Raw genomic sequence first — 25,660 nt, forward strand, 5'->3', positions numbered from 1 at the left:
CGCATGTTCGAGTTCAATCTCCCAGACCTCGGTGAAGGGGTCGCAGAGGGTGAGGTGCTGACCTGGCGCGTCTCGCCGGGCGACGCCGTCACCGAGGATCAGGTCCTTGCGGAGGTGGAAACCGACAAGGCCGCCGTCGACGTGCCGTCACCGGTCGACGGCGTCGTACAGGAACTGCACGCCGAGGTCGGCGAGATGGTCCAGACCGGCGAGGTGCTCATCACCATTGCCGAAGAGGGCGACGCCGAAACGGCCGACGCGGCGGCCAGCGATACAGACGAAGTCGAATCGGCAGGAGCCGACACAGAGGAGGCAGACAGCGCTGCGAGCGAAGCCGCAGCGGCTGACGAGCAGTCGGGTGCAAGCACAAGTACGGCTGATGGCCGCGTGTTCGCCTCGCCGAGCGTGCGTCGACTCGCCCGTGAGGAGGGAGTCGACATCGCGGCCGTCGACGGAAGCGGACCGGGCGGCCGTGTCACAGAGGGGGATGTCGAGGCGGCCACAGCGTCGGCCGACGAGGCGACTGCCAGTGACGACAGCCCGACGTCGGTCGTTTCGAAGGCATCCGACGACGGGGACAGTCCGACCGCAGCGGTTTCACAGGTCGACGCGGGCGATACAGACGACGGGACAGCTGTCAAGTCAGCCGTCAGAAGTGTCTCCGGGGACGGACAGGAAGCCGCCAGTCGCGACCAGACGCTGGCGACGCCGGCCACCAGAAAGGCCGCCCGTGAACTCGACGTGAATATCGACGCCGTCCCGACCGACCAGACGCGGGACGGTCAGCCCTACGTCGACGAGGCCGCCGTCCGGACGTACGCGGAGGCCCAGCAGGCTGCACAGGCGGCCGATGCCGAAGCCATCAGCGCCGGAGGTGGCGCGGCGGGAACGGCAGCCCAGGCGGGCGGCGCTGGGCCCGAAGCGACGGCCGTCGAGACAGGCGACGGCGAGCGCCGCGAACCGTACCGTGGCGTCCGCCGGTCTATCGGCGAGCAGATGGCGCGCTCGCGTCGAGAAGTGCCCCACGCGACCCACCATGACCAGGTAGTCGTGTCCGGCCTCGTCGAGGCCCGTGAGCGACTCGCGCCACTCGCCGAGGAGCGCGATGTCACGCTGACGTACACACCGTTTGTGGTGAAATGCGTCGCCGCGGCGCTGGACCAGCACCCGGTGCTCAACACGGCGCTTGACACCGAAAACGAGGAAATCGTCTACAGGGATGCCCACAACATCGGCGTGGCGGCGGCAACCGACCACGGGCTTGTCGTCCCGGTCGTTAACGACGTGGACGGGAAGGGGCTGGTCGAACTCGCCGGCGAGATCAACGACCTCGTCGGGCGGGCCAGAGAGCGAGACATCGAGCGATCAGAGATGCAGGGCGGAACGTTCACCGTCACGAACTTCGGCGTCATCGGCGGCGAGTACGCCAGTCCGATCATCAACGTCCCCGAGACAGCGATTCTCGGTATCGGGGCGCTGAAAGAGCGGCCGGTGGCCGAAGACGGCGAAGTCGTCGCGAAACCGACGCTCCCGCTCTCGCTGGCAATCGACCACCGTGTCATCGACGGCGCCGACGCGGCGCGCTTCGTCAACACGCTCAAGGAATATCTGGCGGACCCGACGCGACTCCTACTAGAGTAACTGCTCGGGTTCGCAACCGAAAACCAGACCAGTCACTGGAACGACAGGGCTTGTGATGCCCTCCACAAGAGACACATGGATCTGGTACGGGTTAGCCGCGCTGTTTGTGCTGGTTCCGGGCTGTGTTGCCCTCTCCCGAGTCGGGATGGAACTAGTCGTTTCGTCAGGGTCGGCCGGAGAGGGGAGTCTCGGAACGTTCCTCGGCGCGTTTGCCCTGACTGTCCTCGCCAGCTGGGCAGGTGTGCTGTTCAGCCTGCTTCTCACGGTCGGCCTCTTTCTCGACAGTCGACAGCTCCGGCGGACTGACGGGGACTGGGCCCCGACACCGCTGTATGCGCTCGCCGGTATCGTCCACGCCGTTGGGACGACACTGCTCGCGGCGTTTGCGGTGTCAGTGCCGGTCATCGGATACTACCTGTACCAACGGCGCAGGCGAAAGACGACAGCGAACTGAAGGGCGATAGCTTTTCACGGACCCGGACGAGGCACCGCTATGGTCGTTGGAGATGTCACTACGGGAACGGAACTGCTTGTTATCGGCGGCGGTCCGGGCGGCTACGTCGCCGCGATCCGGGGCGCGCAACTGGGACTGGACACGACACTCGTCGAGCGAGACGCCTACGGCGGGACCTGTCTGAACCACGGCTGTATCCCCTCGAAAGCACTCATCTCGGCCTCAGATGTCGCCTACGACGCCCGGCAGGCCGAGTCGATGGGCGTGTTCGCGGACCCGGCCGTCGACATGGCCGGGATGACAGAGTGGAAAGACGGCGTCGTCACACGGCTGACACGGGGCGTCGAGTCGCTGTGTAAGAACGCCGGCGTCAATCTGATGCAAGGGACCGCCGAGTTCGTCGACGACGGGACGGTCCGGGTCGCCCACGGCGGCGATGGGCAGGGCTCGGAGTCGCTGTCGTTCGAACACGCCATCGTTGCGACGGGGAGCCGACCGATGGCGGTCCCCGGCTTCGAGTTCGAAGGCGAGCACATCCTCTCCTCGAAGGACGCGCTCGCGCTCGAATCGGTCCCCGAGAAACTGCTCGTCGTCGGCGCGGGCTACATCGGCATGGAGCTCTCGACAGTGTTCGCAAAGCTTGGTGCGGAGGTCACGGTCGTCGAGATGCTCGACGACGTGTTGCCCGGCTACGAAGACGACATCGCAGCGGTCGTCCGCGACCGCGCCGAAGACCTGGGTATCGAGTTCAACTTCGGCGAGGCGGCCGACGACTGGGACGAGACAGACGAGGGTATTCGCGTCCAGACCGTCGACGAAGACGAGACGGTCACCGAGTACAACGCAGAGAAATGTCTTGTCGCGGTCGGCCGCGAGCCGGTTACGGACACGCTCGCGCTGGAAAACATAGACCTCCAGACAGACGAGAACGGCGTCATTCCGACCGACGACCAGTGCCGAACGGCGTTTGAGTCGGTGTTTGCAGTCGGTGACGTGGCCGGCGAACCGATGCTGGCCCACAAGGCGATGGCTGAGGGCGAGGTTGCCGCGAGAGCCGCCGCCGGTGAGCCAGCCGCGTTCGACCACCAGGCGATTCCCGCCGCGGTATTCACCGACCCCGAAATCGCCACCGTCGGGATGACTGAGTCGGAGGCCGAGGCGGCGGGCTTCGAGCCGGTCATTGGACAGATGCCGGTCCGGGCCAACGGCCGTGCGCTCACGGTCAACGAGAAGGAAGGGTTCGTCCGCGTCGTCGCTGATGCCGACGAGGAGTTCCTGCTCGGGGCACAGATCGTTGGTCCGGAGGCGTCCGAACTCATCGCTGAACTCGGGCTGGGCATCGAGATGGGCGCGCGGCTGGAAGACATCGCCGGGACGATCCACACGCATCCGACGCTCTCCGAAGCGGTCCACGAGGCGGCCGCAGCAGCACGCGGCGAAGCGGTTCACACGCGCTGAGAACGCTCTGGACCGATTCGTGATTAACTACCGAGTTCAAACACAACTCTGAGGGGGTTTTACTGACAGAGAATCTAAAGCTTGCGCCGTGCAAAAGGGTTATATTGTGGATTGAGTAAACTGTCGGTGAATAGGAACCGGTAAGATATGTCTACTGATTCACAGCCCGACGATACCATCGCCCAGGCGATCATTTCGGGGTCGACGTACGAGCGACTCCGCTACGAACGCCACTCGTATCTCAGACAGACTGTCCCGCGGACGCTCGCTCTCCAGAGCGCCCTGCTTGGCGCGCTGGCGCTGTTGCTACCGATCTACGGGCTGTATCCGGACAGTACCGCGGCGTTTCTGCCATCGATTGACCCCGGCGTCGCCTCGCCGAAAGTGCTGTTGCTCGGGGTGTTTGGTGGGTTCCTGCAGTTGTTCGGTGCGACCCTGCTTGTCGGGTCAGCCCTCTACCGAGTCCGGCTCGCGCCGCTGACTGAGCAACAGGCGCACGCGGCGCTCAACGCCGAGGACTTCGCGCGGTACGTTGGCCTCGGAACCGGTGGCCTGGCGATTGTCCTCTCGCTTTGCCTGTTCGCTGTGGGCCTGGGCGGCGGTGACGCAGTGTCCGCATACATCGCGTTCACGGGTCGGAACCCGTTCGTGGACTCCGGGTTCGGGCTGTCGATTGGGGCCGTCTCACTGTTCGCCTTCGTCGCCAGCGTGACGGTTTTTTACGCCTCGCGATACCTCCTCGTTCACCTCGCGCTGTTCCACCGTAGCAACGAGTAAACTACCGGCCTCGACGAGATAGCCCAGCGTCACGACCACCTCGAACGGAACGTCGTCGCGAGCGCCAGTGAACTCAGCGACGAGGAACTGGCGCGGCTGTCCTGACCGGCTATCGGCGGCACTGTCACAGCGCTTGCCGATGACCACGGTTCTTTTGGTTCCCACCGCTGTACCCCGGGTATGACCACTGTTACCCTGGGTCCCGAGGGGACCTACTCCCACCGCGCCGCACAGGCAGTCACCGACGACGAGATCTCTTTCTCCGAGTCAGTGACTGCCATCGTCGAGGCCGTCGCCGACGGCGAGGCCAAGCGCGGTGTCGTCCCCGTCGAAAACAGTATCGAGGGCTCCGTCACCGAATCGCTCGACGCCTTCGCGGAGTACGACGTTGCCGTCGTCGAGGAGGTTATCACGCCGATCCGCCACGCCCTGCTCGCACAGGACGACTCGTTCTCACTGGTAGCCAGCCATGCCCAGGCGCTGGCCCAGTGTCGCGGCTGGCTCGACGAGCACTACCCCGGCGTCAATGTCGAGGCCGTCGCGTCGACGGCCCGCGGCGTTGAGCGGGCCCGTGGCGACGCTGACATCGCCGCTATCGGCCACCCAGAGAACGCGACCAACGGCACCGAGCTGAAAGTGCTCGCCGAGGACATTCAGGACCGGTCTTCGAACGCCACCCGCTTCGTCGTCGTCGCCCCGAAAAGCGAGCGTAGCGAGGCCGGCGGCAAGACCTCCTTTATCGTCTACCCCGATGTCGACTACCCCGGACTCCTACTTGAACTGCTGGAGCCGTTCGCCGACCGCGACATCAACCTCACCCGCGTCGAGTCCCGGCCCAGCGGTGAGCGGCTCGGGGACTACGTCTTCCACATCGACATCTCGGCCGGCCTCTACGAGCAGCGCACGCAGGAGGCGCTCGCTGATATCGAGGACATCGCCGGGAAGGGGTGGGTCCGCCGGCTCGGGTCGTATGACTCCAAGACGGTCGTCAACTGAGCCGGCGAAACACCGCCGGCCCTGCTTCAAGCGTTAAGTCCCGGGGCCGTGTACCCCCGTGTATGCCAGACCGCGATCCGTTCAGCGAGATCGAGCGCGCGTTCGATATGCTGGGAGAGCAGTTCGGTGTCGACATGGGCGCTATCCCGGTCGACGTCGTCGACGAGGGCGACACCTTCGTCGTCCACGCGGACCTTCCCGGCTACGACAGCGAGGACATCGACGTCCAGCTTGTTGAGGACCGGAAGCTCACCATCAGCGCCACGTCGAGCCAGGAGCGGGAATCGACCGACGGGCAGTACGTCCAGCGCGAGCGTCGGCAGCAGTCGCTGAGCCGGTCGGTCCGCCTCCCCGAAGCCGTCGACGACGAGGAGACCACTGCAAGCTACGACAACGGCGTCCTCACGGTGCGGCTGGCGAAGGTCGGACACAGCGAGGACGACGACGGGACGGATATCCCCGTAAACTGACGATGGTGCTCGAACCCGGTACCGACGTGCCGACGATCAGGGCGACAAACCAGCACGGCGACGCAGTCCAGCCCGGCTTCGAGCAGCCGACGGTGCTGTACTTCTATCCGGCGGACAACACGCCGGGCTGTACGACGGAGACGGAACAGTTCGAGGAGCACGCACAGCGGTTCGAAGACACGGGCGTCTCAGTGTACGGCGTCTCGACCGACGGGGTCGAAAGCCACCGCGACTTTGCTGAAGCGAACAACATCAGTTTCGACCTGCTGGCCGACCCCGAAGGACGGCTGTGTGAAGCGTTCGACGTGCCACTCGTCGACAGACGGAGCCAGCGGACGACGTACATTATCGCACGGGAGCGCGTCGTCGCCGTGTACGAACGAGTCGGTCCCGACGGCCACGCGGCGAGCGTCTTCAAAGACCTTGTCGACACTGGGTTGGTCAGCGCCGAGTAGGCCGCAGCAGACGAAAATCGGACGACTGCGAGCTATTCTTCGATGTCGATGGCCGGGCGGCCGGGACCGGCTTTGCCGACGAGGTCGGGGTCTGCTTCCTCGGGACCCTGAACGATCACGTCAGCGCCGAACTCGCGTTCGACGAGCCACGCGGCCCGTTCGAGTGCCGCCTGCTCACGCTCGGGCGGCAGTTGCTCGTCCAGCGATTGCGCGCGGCCGGCCAGTTCCTTGGCGAAGTCCGCGGCCGCCTCGCCCTGCTCGCGCAGGTCCTCGTCCTGCATGACGGTCCCGACGACGTTGCCGTCGGCGTTCCGGGCGAGGTCGAGGACGCGGTGTTTCCACTCCGGTGCGACCGCGAGCGTGATGGTCTGGGGGTCTTCGATGCCGACCGTATCGACGATGTCGCGGATGTCCTCGCGAGTGTTTTCGACCAGCTGGCGCTCCATCTCGTAGTCGGCAGGCGCGTCGGCGGCCGGCCACTCGGCCTCCGCGATGAGGTCGTCGTGGTCCAGTTCGGCCCACATCTCCTCGGCGGCGTGGGGGGCGACCGGAGCGAGCAGTTTCGCCGCCGTCGCCAGCCCGCGCTCGAAGGTGTCGGCATCAGGGGTGGTCGCCTCCTGATAGCGGCGCAGCAGCGACACCAGTTCCCGGACGGCCTGCAGCGCGTGGTTGAACCGGAAGTCCTCGAACTCTGCCGTCGCGTTCGCGGCGGTGGCGTCGATTTCGCGGGCGACGTAGTCCGCTATATCGTCCCCGTTCTCAGGGTCAGCGTCGGTTCCCACCTCCCCGTCGGCGTACGCCGAAACCAGCGTGTACACGTTCTGGAGGAAGCTGTGGGCGGACTGGACGCCCTCGGGGCTCCAGACAAACTCCTTCTCCGGCTGGGCGGCCTCCATGATGAACAGCCGGGCCGTGTCCGCGCCGTACTCCTCGATGATGCGCTGTGGCGAGACGCCGTTGCCCAGGCTCTTGGACATCTTGTTGCCGTCCTCACCAAGCACCATCCCCTGATTCGTAAGATTGGTGAACGGCTCACGAACGCCGTCGACCATGTCGAGGTCGTCCAGCACTTTCGTGAAGAAGCGGGCGTACAGCAGGTGCATCACGGCGTGTTCGATGCCGCCGACGTACTGGTCGACCGGCATCCAGTCGCCGGCTCGCTCGGCGTCGAAGGGGGCCTCGTCCATCTCCGGCGAGGTGTACCGCAGGAAGTACCACGAGGAGTCGACGAAGGTGTCCATCGTGTCCGTCTCCCGCACCGCGTCGGCCCCGCAGTCCGGACAGTCGACGTGTTTCCACTCCTCGGCGGCGTCCAGCGGATTCCCAGTCGTGTGGACGAACTCCGGCAGTTCGACCGGGAGGTCCTCATCGGGGACTTCGACGTAGCCACAGTCGTCGCAGTGGATCATCGGAATCGGCGTGCCCCAGTAGCGCTGACGGGAGATACCCCAGTCCCGGAGGTTGTACTCCGTCCTGTGTTCGCCGTCGAACTCCTCGACGAAGCGGTCGCGGGCTTCGTTACTACTGAGCCCGTCGAACTCGCCGCTGTTGACCAGCAGGCCGTCTTCGGGATAGGCTGCTTCCTGCACGTCGATGTCTTCGGGGTCAGCGTCGGCGTCTTCGGTCGGTTCGACGACCTGCACGATATCGATGTCGTGGGCCTCCGCAAACTCGTGGTCGCGCTCGTCGTGGGCCGGCACGGCGTACAGCGCGCCAGTCCCCACGTCGGTCAGCACGTAGTCGGCGACGTAGACGGGAATCTCCTCGCCAGTGGCGGGATTGGTCGCGTACTCGCCGGTGAACACGCCGGAAGTCACGTCCAGTTCATCCTCGTCGGCCTGCTCGGCAGTCTCGATGTACTCGGCGACCTCGTCGTTGCCCTCGGCGATTTCCTGTGCGACGGGGTGGCCCGGGGCCAGCGAGAAGAACGTCGCCCCGTGGATGGTGTCCAGACGGGTCGTGAAGATGTCGACCTCGCCGTAGTCGCCGACCTCGAAGGCGACGCTTGCGCCCTCTTGCTTGCCGATCCAGTTGCGCTGCATCTCCCGGACGTTGTTCGGCCAGCCGTCGAGGTCGTCAAGCGATTCCAGCAGTTCCTCGGCGTAATCGGTGATGGTGAAGAACCACTGGTCCATCTCACGGGCCTCGATGGGCGTGTCACAGCGCCAGCAGAGCTCTTCTTCGCCCTCGACCTGCTCGTCGGCGAGGACGGTCTCACAGGAGGGACACCAGTTCAGCTCGGCGGCCTGACGCTCGACCAGCCCTTCCTCGCGGAACTGTTTGAACAGCCACTGGTTCCACTGGTAGTAGTCGGGCTCACAGGTCGCGAGTTCGCGGTCCCAGTCGTAGCCAAAGCCCATCTCCGTGAGCTGGTCGCGCATCGAGTCGATGCACTGCATCGTCCAGTCCCGCGGGTTGGTGTCCCGTTCCTCGGCGGCGTTCTCGGCGGGCAGACCGAAGGAGTCCCAGCCCATCGGGTGGAGGACGCTCTCGCCGCGCATCCGCTCGAAGCGGGCGTAGGCGTCCGTGATAGTGTAGTTCCGGACGTGGCCCATGTGGAGGCTTCCGGAGGTGTAGGGGAACATCGCCAGCACGTACTCCGGGTCGGTCTCGTCGTCGTCGATCCGGAACACGTCGGCCTCGTCCCACGTGCGCTGCCACCGGGGCTCGATCTCCGTGTGATCGAACCCCCGCTCGCGTTCCTCACCGGTCGTGGTCATGATATCGGAACATCCGGCAGCGACCGTGCTATACCTTTCCCTTCGGGAGGGTATCAGGGTCGGCCGCACGAGCCCACAAGCCGAACGGGTGTGAATCCGGGGAACTGGCTTACCACAGAGCGGTACCGTCGCCGCAGGTCGACCAGCCGCCCGCTATCCGGGACAGTCGACGTTTCCGATGTCGAATCGAGCGCCGCCCGACTCGCTCTCGGACATGGAGATCGTCCAGCCGTGGTCCGCGGCGACCCGGCGAGCGACGTAGAGTCCGAATCCAGTGTTCTCCGGGACGGCGGTGTGGCCCGCGTCGAACACACGCTCCGGCGGCTCGACATCGATACCCGGGCCGTCGTCGGCGACGAAGAAGCCGTCGGCCGTCGTGCCGACGGTGACGGTGACCGACGGTCCGGCGTGTTCGAGCGCGTTCTGGAACAGGATCTGGAGCAACAGCCCGGCAGACTCCTGATCGGCGACGATACGGGTGTCCCCGTCGAAGGTCAGGCACGCCTCGCTGTCGGCGAGCGTGTCCCACACCTCCCGGCTGAGACGGGAGAGCCACACGTGTTTTCGCTTCGGTATCTGTTCGATCTCGTCGTGCTGGATAGAACCACTCGGGTCGCTCGTGGAGAGTTCGACCACAGTATCGATAATCGCAGAGATCTGTGAGAGCGACTCCTCGATGTCGGCGGTCGGCCCGTCGCAGTCGGCCAGTTCTTCGAGTCGCCCGTAGGCGATCTGGAGTTCGTTTCGGAGTTCGTGAGACGCCACGAGTGCGACTTTCACCATCCGTTCGTTCTGGCGGCGAAACGCGTGCTCGCGGAGCTTTCGTTCGGTGATATCCTGCGTGTGTCCGACGATTCCCCGAACGTCCCCGTTGGAATCGTACCACGGCATCTTGCGGGTGCGGACGTACGACGCGTCAAGATCGAGGAACTCCTCTACTTCGATCTGATCCGTTTTTTCCTCGATGACGTCCATTTCATCACACAGGGCCGCTTTCGCGTGCTCATCAGCCAGTTCCGGAACTTCGACGTCGGTGAGGCCGAGTCGGTCGGTCGGCTCGTTGAACCCCCGGCCCAGCAGGACGTGTCGAGCCTGCTCGTCTTTCGCGTACAGGTGGTCCGGTATCTCGTTGAACAGGGAGAGCAGCAGCGTCTCCATCGGGGACGGTGGGCGTCCGGCGACAGTCGGTGGCTCGGCGTCGAGGCTGTCTCGGACGGCAGCGGCGACAGCATCTTCGAGATGCCCCGACGGCTCAACGGCCGTCACGTCGAGGGCATCCGGGACCGCCGCCGGGTCCTCGCCAGCAATGATTACCGGCAGGTCGGGAAACAGCGTCCTGACGCCGTACGCGATATCGGTTCCCGACTGCTCGTCGACCGTTTCGGGCAGAACAAGCGCATGGAACGCCGAATGGGTGAGCGTGTCAAAGAGGGCCGTGAGATCCGACAGTTGCGTGATCGACGCCGGCGTCTCGGCGAGGGCGGATTCGAGAGCCGACGTATCCAGCCCGTCGGTCGTGACGACTAAGACAGGTTTGCTACCCATGGTACGTTCCCGGTGAGCGTACTGTTGCGTGTGGCGGATTGTCACTGTTTCGGGCGTTTCGAAGTGTAAAAGCCGTTCACGCAATCAGTTCAGGAACTGTGCCGAACGCTCCAGCTTCAGCCGGTTCCGGTCAGGCCAGACGAAACGAGAGCGTTCGAGTCGGCATGATCGGTGTATGCAGATAGCACCGATAGTGGCGACCGGTCTCTGTAACGGCGTTAGCGATACGCCGATTCGCCGCGTGTCAAACCGGTAGCGTCGCCAGCACGCCAACCGGGAGCGCTGCAACCTACACAAGATTTTTGCCGGGCTCGCCAAGTGTCAGGAATGTATGGTACACTGCCCTGATTGTGAGACCTCACTCGAAACGGCCGACGACATCGAGTTCGTTGAAGTGGACGCGACCACCGGGTTTATCAAAGCCTCCAAGCGCTTTTACACCGCCAACTGCGCAGCCTGTGGGGTGACTATCGGTAGCGGCGTCGCCGGCGCGAAGTCCAACGGAGGTGCGGCCTGATGGTTCACTGTCCCGAGTGCGATGCGGAGATGAACGCCCAGGAGGACGTGGAGTTCCTCGATATGGAGTCGACGACGGGCTTCTTTACGGCCTCGAAACGGTTCTACCTCGTCGCCTGTGACAACTGCGGGGCTGCCATCGGTAGCGGCGTCGCCGGTGCCATGTAGCCGCCGGGCCTAGGCTTATACACGTTTCAACGAAAGAGACAGTATGGCAGCATCACTTGACGACGAGACGGAAGACAGCGGACGACTGCCGGCACCGCTCCGGTCGGTCACGCCGGGGACGGGTAGCCGTCGCAACGAGGAGATGGACGTGTTCGGTTGGGGAGTGTTCCTCGGCCTGCTCGTCCTATTGATGCCGCTCCTGCCGTTTATTGTCATCGTCTGGGGCATCTCGAAAGTGACCGATATGCTCACACCTTCGCCGTAATCAAGTCGCGTCGGTGTCGACGAGTGAGAACGCCGTTCCGTCGCCATCGTCGCTTGCATTCTCATAGACAACGTGTGCAGCCGCGACATCCTGAATAGCCAGCCCCGTCGAATCGAAAAGCGTGATTCCGTCGTCGCCTGTCCGCCCCGAGAGCGTGCCCGCGACGATGTCGCCGAGTTCCCCGTGGAGGTCGGTATCGGTCAGGATACCCTCGCCCCACGGGACGTTGATTTCGCCGGAGTGAGTACACTGCTCGTAATTGTCGATGACGAGTTTCGCGTCGAGCAGCGTGCGTTCGTCGTGTTCCTGCTTGCCGTCGGCGTCGGCCCCGATGGCGTTGACGTGTGTGCGCTCGCCGAGCCACTCCCGGTCGACGATAGGCGACTCGACGGGCGTAATCGTCGACAGCACGTCACAGCCGGCGGCGTCCGCAATGGAACCCGCACGCACGTCGAACCGGTCGGTGAACGTGTCGACGAACGCCTGCTGTTTCTCCGTATCCTGGTCGGCGACGACCACCGTCTCGATGTCTCGGACCGACGAAATAGCGTCCAGTTGCGTGTAGGCCTGCGTGCCAGCCCCGACCAACCCAAGTGAATCCGCGTCGGCGACGGCGAGGTGGTCGGTCGCGACGGCAGCCGCCGCTCCGGTCCGCAGGCGTGTCAGGACTGTGCCGTCCATCACGGCCAGCGGGAACGCCGTCTCAGGGTCCGAGTAGATGAGCGTCCCGAGGACAGTCGGCAGGTCGTGATCCCGGGGGTTGTCCAGATGGACGTTGACCCACTTGATTGCGGCGGCGTCCCACGTCTCCGCGTTGACGTAGGCCGGCATCGACCTGAAGTCGCCGTTGTACTGCGGCAGGTCGATGTAGGACTTGGCCGGCATGATGGTGTTCCCCCTAGCATCGGCGGCGAAGGCCGCGGCAACCGCGTCGATGACTGCCGGCATCGTCGCGTGGTCCTCAACCGCGTCCGCGCCGAGAAGCAGCGTCTGCATACAGTATGTTGACACTCAACGATATTTAGCCCTCCGCCGTCACAGGGGTTATATCACCACGTGACCAGTCACCTGTATGCGTCGCGGGGTGGCGATTGCCGCGGTCTGCCTCTGTCTGCTGAGCGCCGGGTGCGCCGGTCTATTCGGGGACGGCGCGGCCGCCAGAGAGACGGTGACACCAGCACCAGTCCCGACGGCAGACGCACCGACGAGTCCGGCCCAACGCGCCCCGGGCGTTGTCGGCGACCAGGTCATCAACGCCACCACGCTCGGCCGCGCCCACGTCAGCCAGCTCTCAAACACCTCCTATCGGGTTCACCACACCAGAACCGTCATGAACGGCAGCGGCCTGCACAGGCGCGTCCGGACCCATGCCAGCATCAGCGCGGGCTACGAGTCGTACACGGCCACCCGAACGATATCCGGACAAAGTGTGACAGCGCGTGAGATCCACAGCACTTGGCGGGACGGCCGTGCGCTCAGGCGGACGACCGTCAACGGGTCGACATCAGCCGAAGTGGTCGCGGACAGCCGCGGTATCGGTGGCCCGCCCCGCTCACCCCGGGCCGCTCTGTTCTTCGAACCCACGTTCAACGGGCGTCTCATCGCGTTGCTTTCCGCCACTAACATCACATCCGTCCGCCCCGGCGACGAGGTCATCAAGCAACTGTATGGGGTTTCGTTGTACCGCATCAAGGGAACGGGGTCGGCCGACGACAGCGCAGTTGCCACTCGTCCCGTCGACGGTGTGACTAACGTCTCCCTCTCGGCGACCGTAACGCCCAACGGCATCGTCCGGAGCTACGCGCTCCAGTACACAGTCGACGACGGAACGGATACCTACCGGGTGACCGAAATTCTCCGCTACAGCGACCTAGGGACGACGGACGTGGTGTTCGAAGACCGACGCCACCGAAACCGAACAACACGCCCTGAATGATTGGCGCGACGGTTGGACGCTGTCGACTGCCCGCTAAAACGAAGAGAGGTCCCCACCCGCTGTCACCAGTCCGTCCCACCAAACAGACCGGGACAGTCGATACTTCTCAGAGACGTACCTAACTGTTTCTCCGGTTTCACGTCTCGATATCGGCGGTGTCACGGCATATCCGTAGCTGTGGGACACTGACCTGTAATTGAGGAAACGATTATCTGCAGGTCGGTTCGGAAGCAACACACGCCCAGCGGAACTGCGTGGGTGTTCGTGCAGAAAGTCTGCTTTTGCTCAACTACAGTGCTCGCGGGTCACTTCGTCGTCGGGCGGCGATGCCGCCCGACTGCCTGCGGGACCTTCGGTCCCGCTCTGTTCCCCGCTCACTATTCGAGGGCCCTCACTTCGTTCGGCCCCTCGCTTACATCATGCCGCCCATGCCGCCACCCATGCCGCCCATGCCGCCAGGGGCGCCACCGGGGCCGCCGGGGCCGCCTTCGTCGCCGCCGGAGGTCGAAAGCTCGCCGGCAGCGATGATGTCGTCGATCTTGAGGACCAGGTTCGCGGCCTCTGCAGCCGAGGAAATCGCCTGTCGCTTGGCGTGGGCTGGCTCAACGACGCCGGTATCGAGCGTGTTCTCGACGTCACCAGAGAAGACGTTCAGGCCGGCGCTGACATCGCCGTCCTCGTGAGCGGCGCGCAGGTCGACGAGCGTGTCGATGCTGTCGAGACCAGCGTTCTCGGCGAGGGTGCGCGGGATGATCTCCAGCGCGTCGGCGAAGGACTCGATAGCGAGCTGTTCGCGGCCTTCGACGCTGTCGGCGTAGTCGCGGAGCCGGCGGGCGACTTCGACTTCGGGTGCGCCGCCGCCACCGAGGACGCTGCCGTTGGCGACCGTGGACGCGACGACATCGAGCGCGTCCGTGACGCCGCGTTCGAGTTCGTCGACGACGTGGTCGGTCGAGCCACGGAGCAGGAGAGTGACACCGTGGGCCCCGTCGCCGCTGCCTTCGACGTAGAACAGGCCTTCGGCGTCGTCGCGGGTGACGGAGCCGTGGCCGAGGTCTTCCGCGGTCGCGGAGTCGAGATCGGAGACGATGCGGGCACCCAGAACCTCTTTGAGGAACTCGATGTCGGATTTCTTGGCGCGGCGGACGGCCAGAATACCCTTCTCGGCGAGGTAGTGCTGGGCCATGTCGTCGATGCCCTTCTGGCAGAAGACGACATCAGCGCCGGTGTCCGCGATCTGGTCGACCATCTGCTTGAGCTGCTCTTCTTCCTTGTCGAGGAAGTTCTGGAGCTGGCTCGGGTCGTCGACAGAGAGCTGCGCGTCGACTTCGGTCTCGTCGAGTTCGATGGCCGTGTCGACGAGGAGGACATCGGCGTCTTCTGCCTCGGTTGCCATCTCCTCGTGGACCGGGTCCTTGTCGATGACTGCGCCTTCGAGGAGCTCGGAGTTCCCGGCGGAGCTGCCGGTCTGGGTCTCAATGTTGAGGTACTCAAGGTCGGCGATGACGGAGCCGTCCTCGGCCTCGACGGTCACGGCGTTGACCGCGTCGACGATGATCTGGGCGAGTAGCTCCTTGTTGAGCTCCGCGCCCTTGCCCGTCATCGAGGTTTCGGCGACCTTTTTCAGGAGTTCCTCGTCGTCGGGGTCGACTTCCGTAGCGATGTCGTCGAGTTCGTCCTTGGCCTGCGTGGCGGCCATGTTGAACCCTTTGATGATCGCCGTCGGGTGAATGTCCTGTTCGAGGAGGTCCTCGGCGTTCTTGAGGAGTTCGCCTGCGATGGCGACAGCAGAGGTGGTACCGTCACCGGCCTCGTCTTCCTGTGTCTCGGCAACCTCGACAATCATCGAGGCTGTCGGGTTGTCGATGTCCATCTCCGAGAGGATGGTGACGCCGTCGTTCGTGACGGTGACGTCGCCCATCGAGGAGACGAGCATCTTGTCCATCCCCTTCGGGCCGAGCGTCGAGCGTACTGACTCGGCGACCGCGCGAGCGGCCGAGATGTTGTGTTCCTGTGCAGACTTGTCCTTCATCCGCTGGGAGTCCTCTCCCAGGATGATCATCGGCTGGCCCTGCATCTGGCGTTGGCTCATAATCAAGCGAAGATTGTATGTGGTTCTATATAAAAGTAGGGGTTATAGGGCGCTCGCCGGTCACCGGTTGCCCAGGCCAGAACAGGTGAAATCACCCGACTGAAGGGGGACTGTCCGTTAGTAGTGGTAGCTGTTGGCACGCCCCACCGAAACAGCGTCGATCTGTTTATATATTCATTCGACGGGCTCAGTCCAGTGGACCGTAACCGACCCGACGACGAAAGCGTCCGCCGAGTCGATGTTCCGCCGGAACTGAATCGTGTTCTCGCCGAGGTGGAGTCGCTCGGGCGCAATCGTATCCATCCAGAGCTGCCACCCCTCGCCGGGCGCGATATCGAACCCCGACAGCGCCTCACCGTTGACCACGATTTCGTGGTTGAAATCTTCGACATCGAACACCTGCATCTGTACGTGCGGGTCTGCTGGTGACTCGGTGGGAATGTCGAAAGAAACCGGATCAGTCGAATTCCCGGTGTACTCAGCCCAGGGAACGTCAAGCGAGTCCACCGACGGACCGAGGTGCTGCTGGAACTCACAGAGCGCGTAGTTGGCGCGACGTGACATACAGGCTACGTCTCCCGGACGGTATAAAAATTAGTGGCTGGTCGCCGTTGCACACATGGCAAGGGAGAGCGGAGCGCCTATCAGGTGTCGGCTGTTGCCCATCGGTATGGACGCTGCGCTTGGCCCGCCCGAGCAGATGGCCGAGCTCGAAGAGGACCTGACGCCGATGATGGCACAGTACTACGAGCTGTGCCGGCAGTACGACGACGCGCTGGTCCTCTTTCAGGTTGGGGACTTCTACGAGGCCTTCTGTGCGGCCGCGAAACGGGTCGCCCGCCTGTGTGAGATCACGTTGACCCAGCGCGAGGATTCGACCGGTGAGTACCCGATGGCCGGCATCCCAATTGACAACGCCGAATCCTACGTCGAGACGCTGTTGGACGCGGGCTATCGGGTCGCCATCGCCGACCAGGTCGAGGACCCCGACGAGGTCAGCGGCGTGGTCGAACGCGCGGTGACGCGAATCGTCACCCCCGGCACGCTCACGGAGAGCGAACTGCTGGGCGGGGCAGACAACAACTACGTCGCGGCTCTGACCGCCGGCGAGCGGTACGGGTTGGCGCTGCTCGATGTCTCGACTGGCGACTGCTACGCCACGAGCGTCGGCTCCGAAAACGCCGTTGCCGACGAACTCAGCCGGTTCGGGCCCGCCGAAGCCATCGTCGGGCCGGACGTCGACGTGGACCGGGACGCCGTCTTCGGGCCGGCCTGTCTGGTGACGCGCTACGACGCGGATGCCTTCGCCAGAGAACGCGCCGAGGACCGGGTGGGACAGTACTTCGGCCCGCCGGAGCGTCTGCTCGCCGGCGGCGCGGAAATCAGGGCGTGTGGCGGCCTGCTGGCCTACGCGGAGTACACCCGCGGCAGCAGCGGGGCAGTCGGCCCCGACGGCGAGCCGGTCGACGCGAACGTGGACCCCGCCGGCACGCTCGACTATCTCAATCACCTCACGCGGTACGACCCGCGGGAGTACATGCTGCTCGACGCCGTCGCCGTCGAGAGTCTCGAACTGTTCGAGCGGCGCTCGGTCCGGGGTCACGAGAACCGCACGCTCGTGGACACGGTCGACGAGACGGCGTGTGCGCTGGGCCGGCGGAAACTGACCGACTGGCTCCGCCGGCCGCTGCTCGACGCTGACCGCATTGAGGCCCGCCACGGCGCGGTCGCGGAACTCCAGCGTGACCCCGCCACCAGAGAGGCGCTCTCGGACCTGCTCGCGGAGGTGTACGACCTCGAACGGCTCATTTCACGCGTCTCCCGTGGTCGGGCGAACGCCCGTGACCTCCGGTCGCTGGCCGCCACGCTGTCGGTCGTGCCGGATATCAAGGACCACCTTGCCGACGCCGACGCTCGCCTGCTCGCGGACCTGCACGCGACGCTGGACCCGCTGGCCGAGACTCGCGAGGAAATTGAGGCGGCGATCCGCCCGGACCCGCCACAGCAGGTGACCGAGGGCGGCGTCATCCCCGAAGGCTACGACGCGGAACTGGACGGGCTTCGCTCGACCGAACAGTCCGGCAAGGAGTGGATCGACGACCTCGAAGCGAGCGAGCGCGAGCGGACCGGCATCGACTCGCTGAAGGTCGGGCATACCTCCGTCCACGGCTACTACATCGAGGTGACAAACGCCAACCTCGATGCCGTTCCCGACGATTACCAGCGCCGCCAGACGCTGAAAAACAGCGAGCGCTACTACACGCCGGAGCTCAAGGAGCGCGAGGACGAGATTCTACGGGCCGAGAGCGCGGCCGACGACCTAGAGTACGACCTGTTCTGTGCGGTCCGGGACGAGGTGGCCGACGAGGCCGAGCGCGTGCAGGCGCTGGCTGACCGCCTCGCCCGACTGGACGTACTGGTTTCGTTCGCCGAGGTCGCGGCGCAGTACGACTACTGCCGACCCACCATCGATAGCGACGGCATCGACATCACCGCCGGCCGCCATCCGGTCGTCGAGCGGACCGAGGACGCCTTCATCCCTAATGATACGCATCTGGGGAGCGGGCCAGTCCCAGCAAGCGGAGACGGGAGCGACGACGGCGTCGCCACGGACGAAATACAGCCCTTCCTCGCCGTCGTCACGGGGCCGAACATGAGTGGGAAGTCGACGTATATGCGGCAGGTCGCGTTGATTTGCCTGCTCGCACAGTCGGGCAGTTTCGTTCCCGCAAAAGCGGCCGCTCTCCCGATTCTCGACCGCGTGTTCACCCGCGTTGGAGCCAGCGACGACATCGCCGGGGGCCGCTCGACGTTCATGATCGAGATGACCGAGCTGGCGACGATTCTCGACGCGGCGACCGCCGACTCGCTGGTGCTGCTGGACGAGGTCGGTCGCGGCACGTCGACGGCCGACGGGCTGGCTATCGCCCGCGCCGTCACGGAGCATCTCCACGACGAGGTCGGCGCGTACACGCTGTTTGCGACCCACCATCACGACCTGACCGCCGTCGCCGCGGCGCTCCCCGGCGCAACCAACCGCCACTTCGAGACCAGCCGCGAGGACGGCGACGTTCGTTTCGACCACGAACTCGCGCCCGGTCCCGCGGCGGCCTCCTACGGCGTCGAGGTGGCGAGCATGGCTGGCGTCCCCGAATCCGTTGTTAAACGGTCGCGGGACCTCCTGACGGATGCCGAGACGGCCGACTCCGACACGGATTCCGCCGCCACGGAGACGACTGGCCCGACGGAGAACGGAACAGCGTCGGCCTCGACCAGAGAGGGTGGAGCGGACGGCCCCACACAGGAGACGCTTCGGACGAACGGGGCCGCCGTCGAGGAGGAGTTCCGGGAATCAGTGGTACAGCAGTTGGCCTCGCTCGATGTCGCGACGATGACACCGATAGAGGCGATGAACGCGCTCGCCAAGCTACAGGACCGACTCGAATAACAGCAGCAGTCAGCTATCTCCGTCAGCGGCCCGTTCCTCATGCGGGCAGGCGAACATGGTCGCGACGAGTTTCTGTTCGGCGGCCCGCAGATGCTTGTGGAGCGTTGGCTCCGAGATGTCGAGGAGTTCAGCCAGGTCTGCGGCCGTCGCCTCGCGGGGCCAACTGTAGTATCCCGCTTCGTGGGCCGTCGCGAGAACCTCCTGCTGTCGGTTGGTCAGTGACTCGGTGTGGGACGCATAGTTCTGGAACCCGAACAGCGGGACGATAGACTCACGCTGTTTCTTCGCCGCGAGTTCGGCCTCCGGATGGGCCGTCAGGAACGAATCGATAACCGACCCCGTCTCGATTTGACCCGGGACATCAGCTACGACAGTCCCTTCACCATCGACACTCCGGACGGTCTGCGGTACCGCCCCGACATCCGCAAGCGAGACAACGGGACAGTTATCTCGCACGTCGATTTCGACGAGCCCACCGTCGCTGGTGCGTTCAAGCACCCGCGCCTCACCGCCGTTGACGTCTTCGATGCGCTCGACAAGACGGCTGGGGCGAGCACCCTCGACAGAAAAAAACTCGGCGTACGTGTCGTCCGTCTGGGGGAGACATTTTTCGAGAATTACTGAACACGATTCGGATTCAGACACCGATACGAAGGGATACGACCCATCAGAGAGGGCAAACTCCACACGGGTGACCACCCGGCCATTACCAGACTGTTGGGACATACATAAATGTAGTCGACAGATTGTGAAGAATGTTGGCATACATCGTGTTTCGGAGTTTACTATGCTAGCCACACTGAACTTTACACCTATAAGACAAATACAACGTGAGGTCAGAGAACCGTGTCCGGAAAATCACCAACCGTTATAGAAGTCCACGGCACCGACCAGTCTATCATCACGGCAGTCGTTCGCGCTGTCGCGACCGCGGAGAGACGACCGGTCGAGACGCTTCCCCCACTGGCCGACAGTATCAATCCGGATGCACTGACGACGTGCATCGCTGATTCGAACACCAACGGCCACGTGGCGTTCGACTACAGCGGCTACCGTGTGGTCGTCGACACCGATGGAACGGTTACCGTTGACAGATAACTGCGTCATCCGGCTGTGTGACGACAGCGGCAGTCAGTACGGGCGCAAGACTGACAGCACCCAGGGAAGCGAAGAAAATAGGGTCATGGCGGCTCCAGCGAGACGAACTCCAGCCCTTTCTCGGCGAGCAACTGACGCGCTCGGTCGGTCACCGACGGAGCGACGAGGATACCTCGGACTTCGGTATCGGCGTGCAGGTCGCGTTCTAACGCATCGACGTACCGCCCCAGTTGGCCGACTGCGTCGGGTCCCACGCGCCGGCGCTTGAGTTCGAGTATCGTCGTCCGGCCGTCGGCGTCCTCGCCGTAGATGTCGACTGCACCAGCGGGGGTCTCCCGCTCTGTCGCAAGCGGCGTAAAGCCCGCCTCGACCAGCCCCGGCTCGTCGAGGATGCGGTCTTTCAGGTCGGCCTCCGTTCCGGTGAGCGCGAGGTCCTTGGAATCGGTCACGTCAAAGGCGGCGGCGTGGGCGACCGTTTCAAAGGTCACTTCAAGCGATTCTTCCGGAGTTGAACGCGTAGAACGAACAACCAGCGAGCCGTCGTCGACGCTGATGCTGTGCTCACAGCCCGGCGGCTGCCAGTTCACCGGCTGCTGGCCCTCGTCGGTGTGGACCAGCGCAGCCCCGTCGGGCTTGAGCATGACGTGGCGGTCGCCAAGCCCCAGCGAGCTAGCCGCTCGCCCCTCGTACTCGACCGTACAGGTGCCGACGAGTGTCACCAGCGCGCCGCGGTCGGCGTTACGCGACGCAAGATCCAGCGCGTCGGCGGGGTCGGGGTACGTCAGCGTCTCGACGGCAGTCACGGGTGGCGGTTAGCGGTCCCCGCGTAAAAAGGACGCGTCGTCGGGGCAGTACACGGACGAAGTGCGGTCTTGGAGCGACGCAAGCAGGGCGCGCCGGACAGTTGCCGGGTCGCAACCTCCGCTGTCGAGGGCGCGACAGGCATCGTCCTTGCGCTCGACCCACCACGTCCGGAACGCATCCGGGTCGGCAACGCGGGCGAGGACGATATCGTTGAGGTCCGACAGCGTCGGATCGAGCCAGCAGACAGCGTAGGTCCGGACCGATCCGTCAAGCAGGACTAGCTGCTCGTAGGTAGCATCAAGGGCCGCGAGGACGGCAGCGGCCGTCCAATCGTTCCCGAGCGGCCGAGACTGGGCAATGGGGTCGGCGTCGACGCCCCAGTGTGCGATGCGGCAGTCGTAGCACCCGTTGGGACGGGCGACAGCCACGAGCGTTCGACGACCCATCAGGGACCACCGAGCGTGTGAACGGGCATGGGTTCCCGTGGCTGCGTGGTCGTATTTGAACGCTAGCCCACAGCGCACCCGTCTGCTCGTCAAGTAGTCACAGGGGATGCTTCCGAACTCGTCAAAATTGCCGTCCATTGGTAACTCGGCACAACCCTCAAGTAGTACGTTCACGTATCGTTACATATGATGGTGAGCGAGTGGCTCTACGGCGCAATCGCGCTTCTCGTGGGGCTCCACGTCCTGACTATGCTGTACGCGTACCGGCACCGGGGTGACCCAGCCGGTGCGACCGGTCAGGGCGATACTGAACCGCGCCGTGGCAGCGCCACCGACGACAGCACTACATCCATCGACTGTCCCCACTGCGGGGCGAGGAACGAGCAGGACTACCAGTTCTGCCGGCAGTGCACCGCCGACCTGACGAGCGGGAGCCCGCAGCGTCAGCCGACGGACCGAAGCCAGCCGTACTGACACCGGTGTAAGGCTGGGGTCGAACCAGCCGGCTTGAGCGCTGTTGTCGGCCAAAGGATTTATTTCTCCAACGATATATTTGAATATACTGTCACGAACGGGGTAGACTGTGGAAACTGTTACCGACATACGTTCCTCGGGTCGACCGGAGATATTCGACCGAGTGAACACGGACGGGCTGTTCGGACGCACGCGCCGGCTTCAGCAGCCGCTGGGGCAGTACGTACGGGAGACAGAGACGCCACAATATCTTGTGTACAACGGTCAGTCCGGCGTCGTCGCTGCCAAGGGCAACAACGAGGCGCTCACGCCGGCTGGCGACTACCGCGCGTATCTGCTCGCAACGAACGTCCGAGTGGTGTTCGTCGTCGGCGACGACGACGGTGACCGGACAATCTCGCTCCCCTACGAAGACATCGTGGCCGTGCGCTGTACGTCGGGGCTCCGCACGTCGACACTCGAAATCGTTACCGTCGACGAAGACCGCTGGGCGTTCGAATGTAAGGGCGACCTGACGCCGGTTCGGGAGTTCGTCGACAAAGCCACACAAGTCTGGACGCGCACGCTAACCGAGCTTGACCGGGCCGAGTCGCAGGTTGAGGCTGCTGTGACGGCACTGGAGGCAACAGACCTCGAGACGGCAGCCACGCATATCACGGCCGCACAGGAAGCGCTCGACAACGGGCGAGAGCGAGTCGAAGCACTGGGGGAGGGGGCGGCAGCGAGTATCGAAGAGCGTCGCCAGTCAACGCAGGCACGGATCGACACGTGTCAGCGCCGACGCCACGTCAGCGCGGGCGACGAGTACCGCGACACGGCCCGACGTGCATGGGAGAACCGGGCATACGAACGGGCCGCGGACGCGTACGCGCAGGCAAAGACCGAATACGAACGAGCGCTGGCGGTAACGGCACCAGAGCCGCCCACAGAAACCATCGCGGACGCTCGAAACGCAATCGAAGTGGAATACACCGAACTCCTGTCAGCCCCGGTCGACGCGGCACAGGTGGCTGCGAGCGCGGCCAGAGCCACGACAGACCCGGCAGCGCGGGCTACACACTGGGAAGACGCCCTCGACCGCTACCGGACGGCGTACGAACTGGACTGGGGCCGTGACCGCCGCTTCGACGGCGACCGGGCGTCGCTCCGGCAGGCGCTCGCAGACATCGCTGTCGAACTGGTCGAGACACACCGTGAAGCGGGGCGACAGAAGCGACGTGAGGGCAGCGACGAGTCAAATCGAGACACTTCCGGAGCCGCGTGTGACAGTGCAACGGCTCACTTCGAACGCGCACGCGAGGTTGCCGCCGAACTCGTGCCCGACAGATGCGAGCCGCCAGCGGACGAACTGGCCGCCGTATCCGAACAGGGAGTCAGCGTCGAATCGGAGCCGAAAGGTCGGTAATTGTTTATCAGCGGGGAGCCGGGTATCGGTATGCGCTTTGGGGTCATTTCAACGGCGAAAATCGCACGCAAAGATGTAATTCCGGGTATCCAGAGATCGGACCACACGGTCGCGGCAATCAGCTCCAGAAGCCGAGATCGTGCCAGCGAGGTGGCCGAAACGCTGGGTATCGACAGTGCCTTCGGCGACTACGAGACGATGTTCGCCGAGGCGGACATCGACGCGGTGTACAACCCGCTTCCGAACGCGCTCCATGCCGAGTGGAGCCAACGGGCCGCCGACCACGGGCTCGACGTGCTCTGTGAAAAGCCACTGACCGTCGACACGGCCGGGGCAGTGGACCTCTTCGACTACTGTGCCGAACAGGGCGTCACGCTAATGGAAGCGTTCATGTATCAGTTCCACCCGCGGACCCGGCGGGCCAGGGACATCGTCGAAAACGAACTGGGCGAGGTTCACACTGTCGACGCGTCGTTCAAGTTCTCGCTTGACGACTCCAGTAACATCCGGCTAGACCCGGAGCTGGCCGGTGGGAGCCTGATGGACGTGGGCTGTTACGCCGTTAGCGCGGCGCGGGGCTTCCTCGGCGAACCGGACCGGGCGTTTGCCCATGCCCGGGATTCCCGGGACAGCGGCGTGGACACGAACCTCAGCGGCGTTCTCGCGTACGACGACGGACGGGTCGCCTCGATTTCCTGTGGGTTCGACGGGCCGAGACGGGAGCACTACCGGGTCGAGGCCGATGACGGCTGGCTCGAAGCGCCGAACTGCTTCGGCCCGGCCCACGACCAGTCCGTCTCGCTGACCTACAGCGTCGATGGCCGCGAGGTCACCGAAACGTTCGATCCGGTCGACCACTATCAATTGCAGGTCGAGGCGTTCGCGGACGCCGTCGAGAACGGGGAGACGCCGCCCATCGACCAGGCCGAGACACTGGGGAATATGCGCGCCATGGACGCGCTGGCCAGAAGCGCAGACACCGGCGAACCGGTCGACATCGCCAGCCCCGAGTGAGAGACGGCCGGGTGTGTACCGTACCGCGGCGAGCGCGAAACGGTTTTGACCGCCGCGAGTGAGACACGTACTGTGACACCCCCAACAGCGACACTCCCGAGTGGCGACGAACTGCCGATGGTCGGCGTCGGGACGTGGGACATCGACGGCGACACGGTTCAGGAGTCCGTTCGGGCCGGACTCGATGTAGGCTACGCCCACGTCGACACCGCCGAGGGCTACAAGAACGAGAGCGAAATCGGCGAGGCTCTCGCTGACTACGACCGCGAGGACGTGTTCCTCACGTCGAAAGTGCTGCCCAAACATCTCGACTACGAATCCGTCATCGAGGCCTGCGAGGCGTCGCTCGAGCGCCTCGGGACTGACTACCTCGACCTGTATCTCGTCCACTGGCCCAACCCCGCGACCTCCATCCGCGAGACGATGAACGCCATGGCGACGCTGCACGACCAGGGGAAGGTCCGCAACGTCGGCGTCTCGAACTTCAGCGCGTACCAGCTCGGGGCCGCCCAGCACGTCGCCGACGTGCCAATCGCCGTCAACCAGATCGAGTACCACCCCTGGAACACCCAAGACCAGGTCGTCGAGTTCTGTCGCGACACCGACACTGTCGTCGAGGCAGCCGCGCCGCTGGGTCGGACCGAGGTGTTCGCCGACGACGTCATTCAGGACCTGAGCGAGAAATACGACAGGTCGCCCGCTCAGATCGTCCTGAAGTGGGCAGTCGAGAACGACGTGGTGGTGCTGCCCAAATCGTCCTCGCCTGAACACGTCCGGCAGAATCTCGAACTGTTCGACTGGGAACTCGACGCCGCCGACCGCGAGCGCATCGACGCCATCGAACGCGAGCAAGCGGTCTACGACACCGGCATCAACGACTGGGCCAACGACACCTACGGCATCTCGCAGTAACCCCAGATGGTCGAACCGCCCGCACTGGACCGCTGGGACGCCGCCGCGGCGGCAAGCATCGCCGCTTTGCTTGTCGTGGCGTACGTTCTGGTCCCGGACCCGACGGTCCAGTACGGGACATGGCTGGTCGTCTTCTGCATCTGGATGGCCTGGTTCGTCTTTTTCGGTGCCAAATGGTTATACGGCCCCTAGAGGGGCGCGTTGAAGCTTTTACTCGATTCCGTGTCAGCGGAGATTTATTTACTCCCGCTCTCTATACACACCTGATGCCCCGTATCGAAGTCTCGGAAAACCTGTACCGGCAGATCGAGAGCGAAGCCAACAACGACGACTTCAACGACACGCTGTGGAAGATGGTGGGCTCCTATCGGCGGACGAACAACCCGGAAGCGGACCAGACGTAACATACATATCGCAGTCGTCAGCGGCCCGTAGCGAGACCGTTCTGAGAGTTCAATCGTTCCCAAGAGCCGCTGTACCCGCGTGCACTTCGACGCCGGCGTCCCCGTCACTGTGAGCGGCAATCACTGCCGTCGGTACGCATGTTTTTACGATTTGAGCCGCTG

Annotated in this window: 27 protein-coding genes; 19 read left to right on the forward strand and 8 right to left on the reverse strand. The window is 64.4% G+C overall.

The genetic code is table 11. From position 1 onward, the window contains the following. Window positions 1–3: 3 nt before the first annotated feature. The 7 genes from AV059_RS06530 (at window position 4) to AV059_RS06560 (ending at window position 6,251) form a co-directional block, all read left to right on the forward strand. Window positions 4–1,641 carry a dihydrolipoamide acetyltransferase family protein gene (locus tag AV059_RS06530; RefSeq protein WP_058993216.1) on the forward strand — a complete coding sequence of 546 codons (1,638 nt, stop codon included), beginning with the start codon at window positions 4–6 and terminating at the stop codon, window positions 1,639–1,641. A gap of 145 nt (window positions 1,642–1,786) precedes the next feature. Next, complete coding sequence (locus AV059_RS06535; protein WP_058993218.1) at window positions 1,787–2,095, forward strand: hypothetical protein; 309 nt, start codon at window positions 1,787–1,789, stop codon at window positions 2,093–2,095. A gap of 39 nt (window positions 2,096–2,134) precedes the next feature. Next, window positions 2,135–3,553 carry a dihydrolipoyl dehydrogenase gene (gene lpdA, locus AV059_RS06540; protein WP_058993220.1) on the forward strand — a complete coding sequence of 473 codons (1,419 nt, stop codon included), beginning with the start codon at window positions 2,135–2,137 and terminating at the stop codon, window positions 3,551–3,553. A gap of 147 nt (window positions 3,554–3,700) precedes the next feature. Beyond that, window positions 3,701–4,330: a hypothetical protein gene (locus AV059_RS06545; protein ID WP_058993222.1), complete on the forward strand. Its 630-nt coding sequence runs from the start codon at window positions 3,701–3,703 to the stop codon at window positions 4,328–4,330. Window positions 4,331–4,510: 180 nt separating this feature from the next. Beyond that, window positions 4,511–5,326 carry a prephenate dehydratase gene (pheA, locus tag AV059_RS06550; protein ID WP_058993224.1) on the forward strand — a complete coding sequence of 272 codons (816 nt, stop codon included), beginning with the start codon at window positions 4,511–4,513 and terminating at the stop codon, window positions 5,324–5,326. Window positions 5,327–5,388: 62 nt separating this feature from the next. Continuing rightward, window positions 5,389–5,796: an Hsp20/alpha crystallin family protein gene (locus AV059_RS06555; RefSeq protein WP_058993226.1), complete on the forward strand. Its 408-nt coding sequence runs from the start codon at window positions 5,389–5,391 to the stop codon at window positions 5,794–5,796. Window positions 5,797–5,798: 2 nt separating this feature from the next. Beyond that, window positions 5,799–6,251, forward strand: a complete 453-nt coding sequence (locus tag AV059_RS06560; protein WP_058993228.1) for a peroxiredoxin — start codon at window positions 5,799–5,801, stop codon at window positions 6,249–6,251. Between the two features lie 32 nt (window positions 6,252–6,283). Here AV059_RS06560 and leuS read toward each other — a convergent pair whose 3' ends face one another. After that, window positions 6,284–8,971, reverse strand: coding sequence for a leucine--tRNA ligase (gene leuS / locus AV059_RS06565; RefSeq protein ID WP_058993229.1), 2,688 nt, complete (start codon window positions 8,969–8,971; stop codon window positions 6,284–6,286). Window positions 8,972–9,124: 153 nt separating this feature from the next. Then, window positions 9,125–10,516, reverse strand: a complete 1,392-nt coding sequence (locus AV059_RS06570; RefSeq protein ID WP_058997482.1) for a PAS domain-containing sensor histidine kinase — start codon at window positions 10,514–10,516, stop codon at window positions 9,125–9,127. Between the two features lie 331 nt (window positions 10,517–10,847). Between AV059_RS06570 and AV059_RS06575 the strand changes: the two genes are divergently transcribed. Genes AV059_RS06575 through AV059_RS06580 form a run of 3 tightly spaced genes read left to right on the forward strand, consistent with a single transcriptional unit; the run spans window position 10,848 to window position 11,465 of the window. After that, window positions 10,848–11,033, forward strand: coding sequence for a hypothetical protein (locus AV059_RS06575; protein ID WP_004960172.1), 186 nt, complete (start codon window positions 10,848–10,850; stop codon window positions 11,031–11,033). Further along, a complete protein-coding gene (locus AV059_RS22305) occupies window positions 11,033–11,200 on the forward strand; it encodes a hypothetical protein (protein ID WP_005536532.1) in 168 nt (55 codons plus the stop codon). Before AV059_RS06575 ends, AV059_RS22305 begins: the two co-directional genes overlap by 1 nt. Before the next feature lie 43 nt (window positions 11,201–11,243). Continuing rightward, window positions 11,244–11,465 (forward strand): hypothetical protein, encoded by a 222-nt coding sequence (locus AV059_RS06580; RefSeq protein WP_058993231.1) that lies wholly within the window; start codon window positions 11,244–11,246, stop codon window positions 11,463–11,465. Here the strand turns inward: AV059_RS06580 and AV059_RS06585 are convergent, their stop codons facing one another. Beyond that, a complete protein-coding gene (locus AV059_RS06585; RefSeq protein ID WP_058993233.1) occupies window positions 11,466–12,461 on the reverse strand; it encodes an ornithine cyclodeaminase family protein in 996 nt (331 codons plus the stop codon). A gap of 76 nt (window positions 12,462–12,537) precedes the next feature. Between AV059_RS06585 and AV059_RS06590 the strand changes: the two genes are divergently transcribed. Next, entirely contained in the window at window positions 12,538–13,401 is an 864-nt protein-coding gene (locus tag AV059_RS06590) for a hypothetical protein (RefSeq protein ID WP_058993236.1), read from the forward strand. Window positions 13,402–13,813: 412 nt separating this feature from the next. Here the strand turns inward: AV059_RS06590 and thsB are convergent, their stop codons facing one another. Both thsB and AV059_RS06600 read right to left on the reverse strand, forming a co-directional pair. After that, entirely contained in the window at window positions 13,814–15,493 is a 1,680-nt protein-coding gene (gene thsB, locus AV059_RS06595; RefSeq protein WP_058993238.1) for a thermosome subunit beta, read from the reverse strand. Between the two features lie 174 nt (window positions 15,494–15,667). Then, the gene (locus tag AV059_RS06600) at window positions 15,668–16,057 is read right to left on the reverse strand and encodes a hypothetical protein (RefSeq protein WP_058993240.1); all 390 of its coding nucleotides are present in this window, start codon (window positions 16,055–16,057) and stop codon (window positions 15,668–15,670) included. 106 nt (window positions 16,058–16,163) lie between these two features. Here AV059_RS06600 and mutS point away from each other — a divergent pair, with 106 nt between their 5' ends. After that, the gene (mutS, locus tag AV059_RS06605; RefSeq protein WP_058993242.1) at window positions 16,164–18,941 is read left to right on the forward strand and encodes a DNA mismatch repair protein MutS; all 2,778 of its coding nucleotides are present in this window, start codon (window positions 16,164–16,166) and stop codon (window positions 18,939–18,941) included. A gap of 9 nt (window positions 18,942–18,950) precedes the next feature. Here mutS and AV059_RS06610 read toward each other — a convergent pair whose 3' ends face one another. After that, on the reverse strand, window positions 18,951–19,667 hold the full coding sequence (locus AV059_RS06610; RefSeq protein WP_079990737.1) for a bacterio-opsin activator domain-containing protein: 717 nt from the start codon (window positions 19,665–19,667) through the stop codon (window positions 18,951–18,953). A 120-nt stretch (window positions 19,668–19,787) separates the two neighbouring features. Here AV059_RS06610 and AV059_RS06615 point away from each other — a divergent pair, with 120 nt between their 5' ends. After that, the gene (locus AV059_RS06615; protein ID WP_058993243.1) at window positions 19,788–20,039 is read left to right on the forward strand and encodes a HalOD1 output domain-containing protein; all 252 of its coding nucleotides are present in this window, start codon (window positions 19,788–19,790) and stop codon (window positions 20,037–20,039) included. An 83-nt stretch (window positions 20,040–20,122) separates the two neighbouring features. On the opposite strand, the gene nucS is transcribed toward AV059_RS06615, so the two are convergent. Together nucS and AV059_RS06625 are read right to left on the reverse strand one after the other, a co-directional pair. After that, window positions 20,123–20,842, reverse strand: coding sequence for an endonuclease NucS (gene nucS / locus AV059_RS06620; protein WP_058993246.1), 720 nt, complete (start codon window positions 20,840–20,842; stop codon window positions 20,123–20,125). A gap of 9 nt (window positions 20,843–20,851) precedes the next feature. After that, a complete protein-coding gene (locus tag AV059_RS06625) occupies window positions 20,852–21,427 on the reverse strand; it encodes a DUF6735 family protein (RefSeq protein ID WP_228841761.1) in 576 nt (191 codons plus the stop codon). A 48-nt stretch (window positions 21,428–21,475) separates the two neighbouring features. Here AV059_RS06625 and AV059_RS06630 point away from each other — a divergent pair, with 48 nt between their 5' ends. The 6 genes from AV059_RS06630 to AV059_RS22310 all read left to right on the forward strand — a co-directional run bounded on the left by AV059_RS06630 (window position 21,476) and on the right by AV059_RS22310 (window position 25,498). After that, complete coding sequence (locus tag AV059_RS06630; protein ID WP_007187919.1) at window positions 21,476–21,763, forward strand: zinc-ribbon domain-containing protein; 288 nt, start codon at window positions 21,476–21,478, stop codon at window positions 21,761–21,763. Between the two features lie 109 nt (window positions 21,764–21,872). Further along, window positions 21,873–23,168, forward strand: coding sequence for a hypothetical protein (locus AV059_RS06635; protein ID WP_058993248.1), 1,296 nt, complete (start codon window positions 21,873–21,875; stop codon window positions 23,166–23,168). 30 nt (window positions 23,169–23,198) lie between these two features. Further along, the gene (locus AV059_RS06640; protein WP_058993249.1) at window positions 23,199–24,182 is read left to right on the forward strand and encodes a Gfo/Idh/MocA family protein; all 984 of its coding nucleotides are present in this window, start codon (window positions 23,199–23,201) and stop codon (window positions 24,180–24,182) included. A gap of 117 nt (window positions 24,183–24,299) precedes the next feature. Then, a complete protein-coding gene (locus tag AV059_RS06645; protein WP_058997488.1) occupies window positions 24,300–25,094 on the forward strand; it encodes an aldo/keto reductase in 795 nt (264 codons plus the stop codon). 6 nt (window positions 25,095–25,100) lie between these two features. Next, the gene (locus AV059_RS06650; RefSeq protein WP_058993251.1) at window positions 25,101–25,286 is read left to right on the forward strand and encodes a hypothetical protein; all 186 of its coding nucleotides are present in this window, start codon (window positions 25,101–25,103) and stop codon (window positions 25,284–25,286) included. Between the two features lie 74 nt (window positions 25,287–25,360). Then, window positions 25,361–25,498 (forward strand): hypothetical protein, encoded by a 138-nt coding sequence (locus AV059_RS22310; RefSeq protein ID WP_004516449.1) that lies wholly within the window; start codon window positions 25,361–25,363, stop codon window positions 25,496–25,498. The last annotated feature ends 162 nt before the right edge of the window (window positions 25,499–25,660 follow it).

The organism is Haloarcula sp. CBA1127 (assembly GCF_001485575.1).
In the GTDB taxonomy this organism is placed as follows: domain Archaea; phylum Halobacteriota; class Halobacteria; order Halobacteriales; family Haloarculaceae; genus Haloarcula.